The organism is Actinomyces mediterranea (assembly GCF_900155595.1).
In the GTDB taxonomy this organism is placed as follows: Bacteria; Actinomycetota; Actinomycetes; order Actinomycetales; family Actinomycetaceae; genus Pauljensenia; species Pauljensenia mediterranea.
In genome coordinates this window covers 140,539-153,120 of sequence record NZ_FTPB01000002.1, presented here as the reverse complement: position 1 = coordinate 153,120, position 12,582 = coordinate 140,539, and the positions used below count along the sequence as shown (strand labels likewise).

Genomic DNA, 12,582 nt, shown 5'->3' with positions numbered 1-12,582 from the left:
CATGCAGTCGGGAATCGGTGCTCAGGAGGCGACGGGCTCGCGCCTGCCCAGACGCACCTTCTTCACCTCGTGTTCGGCCTCGAAGTCCTCCTCTGTGAAGCCGAAGAAGTAGGTGGCGGTGAAAGACACGATCAGCGCCGCCAGTGAGGCGATCCAGAAGCCGGTGAAGCTCCCGTCGATGCCCTCGGGGTTGACGAACGAGGGGAAGCCGACGAAGGCGCCGGTGAAGCCCCACATGTTCACATTGAACAATCCGGTCAACAGGCCGCCGACGGCGCCGCCGAGGGAAGCGGTGATGAAGACTCGGCCGTACTTGAGGTTCAGACCGTACATGGCGGGCTCGGTGATTCCGCAGAATGCGGAGATCGTCGCCGGGCCGGCGAGAGTCTTGATACGGGCGTTGCGCGCCTTGAGCCAGATGGCGAGGGCCCCGCCGCCCTGGGCGATCATCGTGGCTGAGATGATCGCGTTCAGCGGAGAGGAACCATCGATCGCAATCTGCGAGGCGACCAGCGGAATCACCGCCCAATGCAGGCCGAAGATGACGAGCACCTGATAGAAGCCGCCGATCAGCAGGCCCGCCGCCGGGTAGCTGAAGGACAGGATCGAGTTGATGCCATTGGCCAGTCCGCCGGAGATGAACATGATGATCGGGCCGAAGACGACGAGCACTAGGGCGGAGACCACGAAGACCTCGATGAGGGGAGCGAAGATGGAGCGCAGCACGAGGGGGATGTACTTCTTGAGCAGCGGCTCGATCTTCGCGGCCAGCCACGCGGCGACGATCATGGGGAAGATCGAGTAGGCGTAGGCATTGCCAGACGGCAGCGAAATCGGGATCCCGAAGAAGTCGGAGTTGAACACCGTGTTGCCGAACTGTGCGACGACTCGGTAGCCCTCGGCGTCGGGATTCGACATATTCACCAGGGACGGGAATACCAGCACGCCGCCGATGATCGCCACGATGATCGGGTCGGAACCCAGGCGCTTGGCCGCGGTGAAGCCGATGATGATCGGCAGGAAGTAGAACATCGAGGACGACATCGCATCAATGATCATGTAGGTATTCGTCCCCGCCTCCACAACATTGAATTGTGTGAGCAGCGCGAGAATGCCCTTGAGGATGCCGGAGGCTGCGAGCAGGCCGACGATGGGGATCATCGAGCCGGTGATCACGCCGATCAGTGAGGAGAATCCGAAGGTGATCCAGCCCAGCAGCGTGGTGGGCCGCTCGATCTCCTCCTCCACGGCCTCGCCCGCACCGCCCAGGCGCGCGGTGATCGCCTCGTAGACGTCGTCGACCGCTTGGCCGATGACCACCTGGTACTGTCCAGCTGCCTTTGCCACGTCGATGACATCGAGGCTCTTGACGAACTCGTCGTCGGCCAGGGAATCGTCATTGAGGTAGAAGCGGATGCGGGTGATGCAGTGGATGACGCTCTTGATGTTGTCGGGGCCGCCCACTCCCGTGATGATGTCGTGGGCTAGCAGGTCATAGCCGCTCAGTTTCGCGCGAGCCGGATCGTCATTCGCGGGGGCGGACGGCGCGGCCGCCGCGCTCGGCGCCGCTTGGACTGGGCTGATACTCGCGACGGGGGTGCCGAGGCCGACAGCGCCGGGGTTGAGGCTGAAGGCTCCGCCGTGCTTCTTCCCATTGGTGAAGACCACCATGGTGGTGGTGGACTTCCCAGCGGCCTCGACCGCGGCCAAGTCCATGGTTCCCACCGAATCGCCCGTAGAGACCGTGTCGCCCTTGGCGATTTTCAGCGTGAAGGGCGCCCCGTCTAGCTCGACGGTGTCGATGCCCATATGGACGAGGATATCCGCGCCCGACGCGGTCCTCACCGCGAAGGCATGAGCGGTGCGGGCGACCATTGTGACGGTGCCCGCCACGGGAGAGACGATTGCGCCGCCCGTGGGTTCAACACCGAATCCGTCGCCCATCTTCTTGGATGAGAAGACCGGATCCGCTACTTGCTCGATCGGTACGATCGTGCCCGCCATGGGCGCCACAATCACATCGTGTTCCGGGTGCATTGCTGGGTCCTTTTCGTGTGTCGTCATGTCGAAGATCGAATCGGGGCGATCATCAGATGAGGATCGCCAGGGACTGATAGGGCGCCAGGGGTACCGACGCGGCAAAGGGGGCGGTGACGTCGGGGTAGTTGGAGATCAACACCTCTGCCCCGATGAACTCCGCGGGGATGTCGATAACGGTCTGCGTGCCGTAGAAGTTGTTCAAGACCAGCAGTCGGCGCTCATCCAATGTCCTCATATATGCGAAGACCTGCGGATGCTCGGTCTGGTAAGGTTCGAAGGATCCTTCGGCGATGATCGGGTGGCTCTTGCGCAGAGCGATCAATCGACGGTAATACGGCAGGATCTGGCCGCCCGCCTCCTCGGCTTCGACATTGATCCGATCCTGGTTGGTGGGGCGCAGCCAGGGTGTCCCCGAAGTGAACCCCGCCGTCGGCGAAGAATCCCATTGCATCGGGGTGCGCGCATTGTCACGGGCCTTGGCGGCGACGATCGTGAAAGCCTCATCGGTCGACATGCCCGAGGCGACCAGTTCGTGGAAGGCGTTGACCGCCTCGACATCGCAGTAGTCCTCGATCGAGGAATAGTCGGGGTCGGTCATCCCGATTTCTTCGCCCATATAGACATACGGGGTGCCGCGCAGCAGGTGGATCGTGCTCGCCAGCATGGTGGCCGTCTCAACCGGGTAGTCGACGACGTCTCCGAATCGGTTATTCGCGCGGGGCTGGTCGTGATTGTTCCAGAAGAGGGCGTTCCAGCCGCCGCCTTCTTGCATGCGAACGCCCCAGTCGGACAGCAGCCCCTTGAGGGCCGCGAAGTCGAAGGGCATCCGGGTCCATTTCTTCCCGTCGGCGTAGTCGACTTTGAGGTGGTGGAAGTTGAAGGCCATCGACAGGGCATGGGATTCGGGATTCGTGTAGAGGATGCACTTGTCGATCGAGGTCGAAGACATCTCACCGACGGTCACGATCTCGGGATCCTGACCGAAGCTGGTTGCCGCTAGTTCGCGCAGGTAAGGGACGACCAGGTCGGTGTCGGTGTACATCCTGCGGTCGTCGGCGCCCTCTGGCGCAGAGGGAAGGTCTGCGGGTTTGCCGATCACATTGATGACATCGAAACGGAATCCTCGAACGCCCTTGTCGCGCCAGAAAGCCACAACATCGGCGAGCTCTCGGCGCACCCGCGGATTGTGCCAGTTGAGATCCGCTTGGGTGATGTCGTACAGGTGCAGGTAGTACAGGCTGGGATCGCCCGCATCGGGGCCCGCGGGGTTCAGATCGAAGCCGTTCTCAGCGGCCGTGTCCTCAGTGATACCGGTACCTGCGGCCTGCGCGGTGAAGGGCGCCCAGGCGTTCCCGCCGAACTTCGACACCCAGTTATTAGGCAGCGCTCCGTCGTGGCCCGCCGAGCGCAGGTAGTAGAAGTCCTGATACTCCTCCTCGCCCGCCAAGGCACGTTGGAACCATTCGTGTTGAGTGGAGGTGTGGTTGAGCACCATATCGAGCATGACGCCGATGCCGCGTGCCCCCAGGGCCTCGACTAGTTCCTCGAAGTCCTCCATGGTGCCGAGTGCGGGATTGACCGCGCGATAGTCGGCGATGTCGTAGCCATTATCCCGTTGGGGGGAAACGAAGAAGGGGTTGAGCCACACCATATCGACGCCCAAGGACGCGATGTAGGGGACTTTGTCGATAATGCCGCGCAGATCGCCGACACCGGTGCCGGTGGAGTCTTTGAATGAGCGCGGATAGATCTGGTAGATCGTCTGATCGTGGAAAGTCATAGCCGGTCCTTCGCCGCTCGTCATTGAGTCGCAGTAGAAACTCCACGGTAGAGCGGATGCAGACGATCCCGTCAGATCTTTGCGCGATTTATTGCGCTGCTATGCAAAAATGTTGCGCATTTGCGTAGAAAGGCGTGGCGACGACCCTCAGGAGTGGCGCCGCGTAGTGTGGCGCATGACGAGGCGAGTGGGCAGTGCGATGGATTCTCCTACGCTGTCGGACGAGGGCGATTCGAGGATCCTCAATGCCAGGCGAGCGGCTTCGCGCCCCTGTTCCCGCGCGGGCTGTGCGATCGTCGTGAGCCCCAAAACCTGGGCGATCGGGTGATCGTCCACCCCGATGACGGAGATGTCCTCGGGGATCTCCACTCCCGCCCGCCTGAAGGTCGATATGAGGTCGACGGCGATCTCATCTGATGAGCAGATCACTGCGTCGGGCAGATTCTCAGTGGCCAGCAGATACTCCGCGGCTGCACGACCGGGACCCGGGGTGAAGGGAACTTTGACGAACCGCGGTTCCAGGCCCGCCCTCGTCATCGCCTCTTCATAGCCCTCGCCCCTGCGCTGTGTGGCAACACCCGAGGTTCCCTCGTGATCGAGGAAACCCACATAAGCGATCGAGGCCAAACCCAGATTGTGCAGGTAATTCGTCGCCATCCGCCCCACTTCGACATCGTCGATGCCCACGCTGGGCACCCCGTCAACGACGGTTCCCGCGATGACGATGGGGAGGGGCAGAGCCTTGAGAGCCTCAACGGAGATGTCCCGGGGCGCCGGAACAAGGATGACCAGATCCGTTCGATTCGCCAGATTCGGGTCTGCGAGGAAGCTGGCCCGCTCCGATGCGCTCAGACCTTGGCGGACCTGCAATGCGGCATTGTAGGGGGAGAGGACGTCGTGGATTCCGGCGAGGATCGAGCCGAAGATCCACCGATCGGATTCGGGAACAACAGCCGTGATCCGCAGCGTCCGTCGATCCGATTCGCGCGATCCGGGTCCCGATGCCGCTGGCTCTGAGTGTGCGTCCGTTGGCGCGAGGTAGCCCATGCGCCGCGCAAGGGCGAGGATCTCCTCCCGTTTGGCGGCTGAGACTCCCCGACAGGGGATGGTGGGTATGACCGCAGGCGAGGATCTCCTCCCGTTTGGCGGCTGAGACTCCGGGCGCGTTGCTCAGCGCCCGGGACACCGTGGATACGGCGACAGACGCGGCTTCGGCGATGTCCGCCATGCTCACACTGGTCTGCGACTGATCCATACTTGACACAATCTCACGGCACGCACCGTCAGACAAGAGGATCACGGCATGATTGCCCAAGACCCTCGACTAGACTCGGGGCGTGACCAGAAGCCGCAGACCCGCCGAGAACCGCACCGGGACGAAGAGTGCACCGCACCGCACCGACCCGACACTGCCCGAAGGCGCCCAGCCATCCGCTTCGGGCCTCCTCGGCCCTCTTGAAGTGCGCGCCATCGCCCAAGCCCTCGGCATCCGCCCCACCAAGGTCCTTGGCCAGAACTTCGTCCACGACGCAGGCACCGTCCGGCGCATCGTGCGCGCCGGGGGAGTAGAAGCGGGGGACGAGGTCGTCGAAATCGGCCCGGGGCTCGGCTCCCTCACACTCGCCATCTTGGAAGCGGGCGCCAGAGTCCGCGCTATTGAAATCGACCCGCCGCTGGCCGCGGCACTGCCCGAGACCGTGCGCTCGCGCATGCCCGAGGCCGCGCACAGACTCCACGTCGTCACCGCGGACGCCACAACGATCAGCGGCAACGACGACTTCGGCGTCGACTGGCCGCCTCCGAGGAAACTCGTCGCGAACCTGCCCTACAACGTCGCCGTGCCCGTCCTCCTCGCGATGCTGGAGAGCTTCCCCAGCCTGACCGACGTCCTCGTCATGGTCCAGGCCGAGGTCGCGGACCGCCTCGCCGCAGGCCCCGGCTCTCGCACCTACGGCGTCCCCAGCGTCAAAGCCGCCTGGTACGGCGATGTTGAAAGGGTCGGGACGATCGGGCGCACCGTGTTCTGGCCGGTGCCCAATGTCGACTCCGCCCTCGTTCGCCTGCACCGCACCGAAACCCCGCGCGGAGACGATGCACTGCGCCGAGCCGTCTTCGAAGTGTGCGACGTCGCCTTCGGGCAGCGGCGCAAGACCCTGCGCGCAGCCCTCAAAACATGGGCGGGCTCTACGGCCGGAGCTGAAGCCCTCCTCGACGCCGCGCGGATCTCCCCATCGGCACGCGGGGAAACCCTCGGCATCGACGACTACGTCCGCCTCGGTCGCGCCCTCATCGACCTGCGCGAAGCAGGAATCATTGAGATGCGGATCGATCCGAGGACGAAGGACACCCCCGAAGCGGCGACCAGCGATGCCGCGCACGAGGGGAGCGCCGATGCGTGAAGTACGTGCGAGCGCACCCGCGAAAGTGAACCTCACATTGAGGGTCGGCGAGCCCTCTCGGGACGGCTACCACCCCCTCGTCACCGTCTTCGAGGCCCTGCACCTGCGCGAGTACGTCACTGTGCGCACTTCGAAGACACTGGGCATCAGGATCGACACGACCGCCCACCTTCCCGGCGGCGGAATCGACGAGGCGACGACGCGTGCCATGCGCGACCTGCCCGCCGACTCCCACCTAGCGGGCAGAGCCGCGAAAGTCCTCCAAAGGCTTGCCATGGCGGGACCGTGGGCAGCAACCGCAGCAGGCCTTACCATCACCGTCGACAAACACATCCCCATGGCAGGGGGAATGGCGGGGGGCTCCGCCGATGCCGCAGCCGCACTCGTCGCCTGCAATGAACTATGGGAGCTGGGGCTGAACCCGGACCAGTTGGAAACGATCGGGCGGACCCTCGGTGCAGACGTACCCGCATGCCTCATGGGGGGAATCGCCCTGGGAACCGGCAGGGGCGACCATATGGAGCTCCTCGCTGCGGGCGACCCCGATCCGAGCGAGGCTGGCCACCACTGGGCGATCGCCCTCGCGCACGGGGGGCTGTCCACCTCCGAAGCATTCGCCGCCCTCGACACTGTAGGAGGGCCCCAGGGGTCGTGGAAACCGCTCGAATCCCTCACCGGCGCCGAGCGGGTGGCGCTCACCGGAAGCGTCCAGGATCTCGCTCCCGCCCTCGTCAACGATCTCGAAGAGACGGCGCTGAGCCTGCGTCCCGAACTGGCCGACACCGTCGAAGCAGCAAGACGGGCAGGGGCGCTCGCGGTCCACCTGTGCGGATCCGGACCCTCGATCGCGGCCCTCGCAGCCGACGCCGACCACGCCCGCTTCCTCGTGGAGGACCTCGCGTCCTGCGAGAGCGTCAAAGCTGCCCTCGCCACCTCGGGGCCCGCTGAAGGCGCGCGCATCGAAGTCGAGGGGACCCGCTGAATGGCGCATCTTCTGGGAACCCAGGCCATCTCCGTCCTCGCGGGCTCGCGCAAACTTCTCGCCGATGTCACCGTCGGACTCGACGACGGTTCACGGGTGGGAGTCCTCGGCCCGAATGGAGCGGGCAAATCGACGTTGCTGCGCCTCATCGCGGGAATCCAAGAGCCCGACGGGGGCATCATCACGCGCCGCGACGGGGTGCGCGTCGCCGTCCTCGACCAGGCAGACACCCTCAATCCGGCGGACACGGTCGTCGAGGCCGTCCACCCGGGTATCGCGGAATACGAGTGGGCGTCCTCGCCCGCGATCCGGGACATCCACCGGGGTTTGCTTGTCGACATCGACCTGCGCTCCGCCGTGTCCGCGTTGTCGGGCGGTCAGCGCCGCCGCGTCGCCCTCGCCCGCGTCCTCGCGGTGCCATCGGATGTCGTCTGCCTCGACGAGCCGACGAACCACCTTGACATCGAGGGCGTTTCCTGGCTCGCCGCCCACGTCAACGCGCGTTTCGCCAGGACCGGCGCTCAGGGGGCGCTCATGGTCGTCACCCACGACCGCTGGTTCCTCGACGCTGTGTGCGAACACATCTGGGAGGTCGTCCCCGGCATCGACCCCGGTGGGGATCGGCCGCAGATCGCGGGGCGCGTCGAAGTGTACGACGGCTCCTATGCGGCGTATACGCTGGCCCGTGCAGAGCGTGCGCGCCAAGCGGATGTCGCCGCCGCGAAACGGGCGAATCTGCTGACGAAGGAACTCGCGTGGCTGCGCAGGGGAGCGCCCGCGCGCACATCCAAACCCAAGTTCCACATCGCCCAGGCCGAAGCGCTCATCGCCGATGTGCCGCCGCCGCGCGACCATGTGGAACTCGTCACGATGGCGACCGCACGCCTGGGCAAGGACGTCATCGACCTCGAAGAAGTCTCCCTGTCTTTCGAGACTCCCGACGGTGCGCGCAATACGATCTTCGAGGACGTGACGCTGCGCCTCGCCCCGGCGGAGCGGGTCGGCGTCGTCGGAGTCAACGGCGCCGGTAAGACGACACTGCTCAACCTTTTGCGCGGTGACCTCACCCCCGATCGAGGGCGCGTGAAGCGGGGGAAGACCGTCGAGGTGGCGACCCTGTCACAAGACACGCACGAACTCGACGCGCTCGCGGACATGCGGGTCGTCGACGCTGTTGCGGACGTCGCCCAGGTGGTCGTCGTTGATGGGCGCGAGCTGACGGCCGCACAGATGACGGAACGGATGGGCTTCACCAGAATGCGCGCCTACACGAGGATCAGCGAGATCTCCGGCGGGGAGAGGCGCCGCCTGCAACTCATGCGTCTCCTCATGGCCCAACCGAATGTGCTGCTCCTCGATGAGCCGACCAACGACCTCGACACGGATACCCTCGCCGCGATGGAGGACCTCCTCGACTCCTTCCCGGGCACCCTCGTCGTCGTCTCACACGACCGGTATCTGCTCGAACGGGTCACGGACCACCAGGTCGCTCTGCTCGGGGACGGACGAGTCCGCGCTCTGCCGGGAGGGGTCGAACAGTACCTTCAGCTGCGCGCACAATCCGCTGCAGCGCCAGACAGGCGAACGGATGCGGAGCCGATGAGGGCGGCGCCCGGCGCGGGAGCCGCGCGCTGGGCCGCGAAGAAAGAGGCGGACAGGCTGGAGCGGCGCCTGGCGAAGTTGCAGGCCGAGGCGGACGCCGTTGAGGCGGAGTTGGAGAGGCTCAGCGAGGCCGTCGCCCAGGACCCGTCGAAGGTGGGAGAGCTCACTGACATGTCATTGACTCATCATCGGCTGGTGGAGGAAATCAACGAGGCCGAGGAAACCTGGTTGGACGCTGCGGCGGCAGCCGAATGAGGACGCTGCTGTAGCAGATTCCCCTTATCGAATTACGTGATAACAACAGCAGAAAATACGATGCATTTCGTTGCGTCGGCGCTACGGAATACGTTGAGTAGCTCTTTATTGTAAATAGGTTTTTACCTGCGCAAATAGCGGGTTTATCGACATATGCGAGACGGGGGAGTGCAATAGATACAACATCCTCGGCGCATACGGCGCGAGGACACGGACACTATGAGGAGAGATCGACATGACCGCCATTCCGATGCCCCGTGTTATGGACTGCTCTGTTGAGAGCTGCTCCTACAACCGGACCAAGAGTTGTGGTGCTGCTGCCATCACCGTCGGCTACGCCCAGACCTGCACCACCTTCGTTCCTCTGAACATCAAGGGCGGACTCGACACGGCAGTCCCATTCGTCGGCGCCTGCCAGAAAGCCGACTGCGTGCACAACTCCGCCCTCGAATGCACCGCTGAAGCGATCCGCGTGGGCGCCACCACTGCCGACTGCCTCTCTTTCGAGGCCCGCTGAACACATGCCGCGGAGCGGGCACGGTTCTTAGTGGGGATTCTTGCCCGGCGGATCAGACGACGAACGGACGATGAGGGTCGGGGCGGGGCGCATATTGCGCACCCCATTCCACACGAGGTTGACGACGTGGGCGGCGACCCCGTCCTTCTTCATCCGCCGATCGTCGAGCCACCACTGGCCGACCTGCGCGATCAGACCGACGAGCATCTGCGCGTACAGGGGCGCCAGATTCGGGTTGATATTCGTGCGGTCGAATTGTTCGGCGAGAAGATGCTCCACCTTCGATGCCACATCGCCCAACACGGAGGAGAACGACCCCTGTGTGCGATCCGTCGGCGCGTCGCGCACCAGCACCCGGAAGCCGTCGGTATTCGACTCGACGTAGTCGAGCAGGGCGAGTGTCGCATTTTCCAAGAGGACGCGGGGGCGTTGCGAAGACTCCAGCGAATGGTGCAGTGACGAGACGAGGGATTGGACCTCGCGGTCGACGATCACCGCGTACAGGCCCTCCTTGCCGCCGAAATGCTCGTACACCACGGGTTTGGAAACTTTCGCCTTCGCGGCGATCTCCTCGACGCTCGTCGCATCGAAGCCCTTGAGGGCGAAGAGGGAGCGTCCCACCGCCACCAGCTGCTCGCGGCGCTCGAAACCGCTCATCCGTGTACGTTTCTCCGACATGACACCAGTATCCCATCGACGCCTGTGCGCCGACAGTGCTGCGCCGCCGGGCACGGTCAGAGCGCGCCAAGAGTGACGTTCGCCCAAGGATGCGCATATCGGCGCGAATCTATGACACAATCAGACCGCGCTTTCCGCCTTGGTGTAACGGCAGCACAGGGGTTTTTGGTGCCCTTAGTCCAGGTTCGAATCCTGGGGGCGGAGCTAGAGCCGACCCGGTGGGCGGGTCCGGCGCAAACACCGGAGGATGACATGGCCTCTCCCGCTGCCGTCATCGTTCTGGCCGCTGGCCAGGGCACTCGCATGAAATCCCGACTGCCCAAAGTCGTCCACCCGGTCGCGGGACTCTCACTCATCGGCCATGCACTACGTGCAGCGAAGGGCCTGGACCCCCGACACCTCGTCGCAGTCGTGCGCCACCAGCGTGAAACAGTCGTCGCCGAAATCGAACGCGTCATGCCGGATGCTTTCATCGCCGACCAGGACGACATTCCGGGGACCGGCCGGGCGGTCCTGTGCGCGCTCAACGCCCTGAGCAACGCCCACGGGGCGCCCGACGGCACCGTCGTCGTCACCAGCGGTGACGTCCCCATGCTCGCCACCGACACCCTCGCCGCCCTCGTCGACGAGCACGAAACTGCGGGCAATGCGGTCACCGTCCTCACCTTCAACGCCCTCGACCCCACCGGGTACGGCCGCATCATCCGCGACGAGGCCGGAGCAGTCACCGGAATCGTCGAACAGTCCGACGCGAACCCCGAACAAGTCGCCATCACTGAAGTCAATTCCGGCGTCTACGCCTTCGATGGGGCATTCCTTGCCGCCACCCTCGCCACCGTCGGCACCGACAATGCCCAGGGGGAGGTCTACCTCACCGATGTCGTCGCAGCCGCCGCGCCCTCGGGGCGCACGGCGGGCGCCCTCGTCCTCGACGACGCCTGGCAGACGGAGGGCTGCAACGACCGGGTTCAACTCGCTGCCCTCGGCAAGGAGTTCAACCGCCGCACCTGCGAGATGCATATGCGCGCCGGGGTCACCATCATCGACCCCTCCTCGACGTGGATCGGAGTCGATGTCACCATCGGCCAGGACACCACGATCTGGCCGAATTGTGTGCTGCGCGGGGCCACCTGCGTCGGAAGCGGATGTGAGATCGGCCCTGGAACCGTCCTCGATAACGCCACAGTGAGCGACAGCGCCACGATTCGCGCCTCATGGGTGGAAAACGCAGCCGTCTCAGCGGATACGATGATGAGACCACTGAGCGTTTTCGGCCGTACCGAACGCGATTGACCGGATCCGGGTTCACAAGTAAGGGGAGGAACGCCGCATGAGCGGATTGGTGACCACCGGGGAGAAGAGCCTCGTCCTCGTTTCAGGGCGCGCGCACTTGGAACTCGCAGAGCAAGTTGGTGAGGAGATCGGGTGCGGACTGACTCCGGTCACCGCCTACGACTTCGCCAGCGGCGAGATCTACGTTCGTTTCGCCGAGTCCGTCAGGGGCGCCGACGTCTTCGTCCTCCAGTCGCACACCGGCGACATCAACAAGTGGCTCATGGAGCAGCTGCTCATGGTCGACGCCGCCAAGCGCGCCTCGGCGAAGCGCATCACAGTGGTCTCCCCCTACTATCCGTATTCGCGTCAGGACAAGAAGCACCAAGGCCGCGAGCCGATCTCCGCGCGCATGGTCGCCGATATGTACAAGACCGCGGGCGCGGACCGTGTGATGAGCGTCGACCTTCACGCTTCCCAGGAGCAGGGCTTCTTCGACGGACCCGTCGACCACCTGTGGGCGATGCCCGTCCTCGTCGACTACGTGCGATCCCGCGTCGACCTGACGAACACGGTCATGGTGTCCCCGGACGCGGGCCGCATCCGCGTCGCGGAGAAGTGGTCGAAGAAGCTGGGCGCCTGCCCCCTCGCCTTTGTCCACAAGACCCGTGACACGACGCGTCCGAATGTCGCCGTCGCCAACCGGGTCGTCGGCGATGTCGCCGGCATGGACTGCGTCCTCGTCGACGACATGATCGACACCGCGGGCACGATCACCGAGGCGGTTAAGGTCCTCATGGACGCCGGGGCGAAGAAGGTCATCGTCAGCGCCACCCACGGCATCCTTTCCGATCCGGCGACCCGCCGCCTCGCAGAATGCGGAGCCGCTGAGGTCGTCGTCACCGACACCCTGCCGATCCCCATGGAGAAGCGCTTCCCGACTCTGACGATCCTGCCGATCGCCCCGCTGCTGGCGCGCGCGATCCGCGAGGTCTTCGACGACGGATCCGTCACATCCCTCTTCGACTGACTCGCGTAACGCCGCCCTTGTCGGGTA

The 12,582-nt window shown here is 64.7% G+C and carries 10 protein-coding genes, 1 tRNA gene and 1 pseudogene; 7 read left to right on the top strand and 5 right to left on the bottom strand.

The window, feature by feature from the left end:
• Window positions 1-21 precede the first annotated feature (21 nt).
• From BQ7471_RS00750 to BQ7471_RS11845, 4 genes and pseudogenes are all read right to left on the bottom strand, one after another.
• On the bottom strand, window positions 22-2,064 hold the full coding sequence (locus BQ7471_RS00750) for a glucose PTS transporter subunit IIA (protein ID WP_235821191.1): 2,043 nt from the start codon (window positions 2,062-2,064) through the stop codon (window positions 22-24).
• A 25-nt stretch (window positions 2,065-2,089) separates the two neighbouring features.
• A complete protein-coding gene (locus BQ7471_RS00745) occupies window positions 2,090-3,820 on the bottom strand; it encodes an alpha,alpha-phosphotrehalase (protein ID WP_076463453.1) in 1,731 nt (576 codons plus the stop codon).
• 147 nt (window positions 3,821-3,967) lie between these two features.
• Entirely contained in the window at window positions 3,968-4,867 is a 900-nt protein-coding gene (locus BQ7471_RS00740; protein WP_076463451.1) for a LacI family DNA-binding transcriptional regulator, read from the bottom strand.
• An 88-nt stretch (window positions 4,868-4,955) separates the two neighbouring features.
• Window positions 4,956-5,048: pseudogene (locus BQ7471_RS11845) on the bottom strand (LacI family DNA-binding transcriptional regulator); the annotation flags it as partial.
• Between the two features lie 109 nt (window positions 5,049-5,157).
• Here BQ7471_RS11845 and rsmA point away from each other — a divergent pair.
• From rsmA to BQ7471_RS00715, 4 genes are all read left to right on the top strand, one after another.
• Window positions 5,158-6,219 (top strand): 16S rRNA (adenine(1518)-N(6)/adenine(1519)-N(6))-dimethyltransferase RsmA, encoded by a 1,062-nt coding sequence (gene rsmA, locus BQ7471_RS00730; RefSeq protein ID WP_076463450.1) that lies wholly within the window; start codon window positions 5,158-5,160, stop codon window positions 6,217-6,219.
• Window positions 6,212-7,201, top strand: coding sequence for a 4-(cytidine 5'-diphospho)-2-C-methyl-D-erythritol kinase (ispE, locus tag BQ7471_RS00725; RefSeq protein WP_076463587.1), 990 nt, complete (start codon window positions 6,212-6,214; stop codon window positions 7,199-7,201). Before rsmA ends, ispE begins: the two co-directional genes overlap by 8 nt.
• Window positions 7,202-9,058, top strand: coding sequence for an ABC-F family ATP-binding cassette domain-containing protein (locus tag BQ7471_RS00720; RefSeq protein ID WP_076463448.1), 1,857 nt, complete (start codon window positions 7,202-7,204; stop codon window positions 9,056-9,058). It begins immediately after the preceding gene.
• A gap of 235 nt (window positions 9,059-9,293) precedes the next feature.
• A complete protein-coding gene (locus BQ7471_RS00715) occupies window positions 9,294-9,575 on the top strand; it encodes a DUF1540 domain-containing protein (RefSeq protein WP_076463447.1) in 282 nt (93 codons plus the stop codon).
• 27 nt (window positions 9,576-9,602) lie between these two features.
• Here BQ7471_RS00715 and BQ7471_RS00710 read toward each other — a convergent pair whose 3' ends face one another.
• Window positions 9,603-10,253: a TetR/AcrR family transcriptional regulator gene (locus BQ7471_RS00710; protein WP_076463445.1), complete on the bottom strand. Its 651-nt coding sequence runs from the start codon at window positions 10,251-10,253 to the stop codon at window positions 9,603-9,605.
• A gap of 133 nt (window positions 10,254-10,386) precedes the next feature.
• On the opposite strand from BQ7471_RS00710, the gene BQ7471_RS00705 reads away from it, so the two are divergent.
• The 3 genes from BQ7471_RS00705 to BQ7471_RS00695 all read left to right on the top strand — a co-directional run bounded on the left by BQ7471_RS00705 (window position 10,387) and on the right by BQ7471_RS00695 (window position 12,555).
• A tRNA-Gln gene (locus BQ7471_RS00705) sits at window positions 10,387-10,457 on the top strand.
• A 48-nt stretch (window positions 10,458-10,505) separates the two neighbouring features.
• Window positions 10,506-11,546, top strand: coding sequence for a bifunctional UDP-N-acetylglucosamine diphosphorylase/glucosamine-1-phosphate N-acetyltransferase GlmU (locus tag BQ7471_RS00700; protein WP_076463444.1), 1,041 nt, complete (start codon window positions 10,506-10,508; stop codon window positions 11,544-11,546).
• Window positions 11,547-11,583: 37 nt separating this feature from the next.
• A complete protein-coding gene (locus BQ7471_RS00695) occupies window positions 11,584-12,555 on the top strand; it encodes a ribose-phosphate diphosphokinase (RefSeq protein ID WP_076463442.1) in 972 nt (323 codons plus the stop codon).
• Window positions 12,556-12,582: the final 27 nt, after the last annotated feature.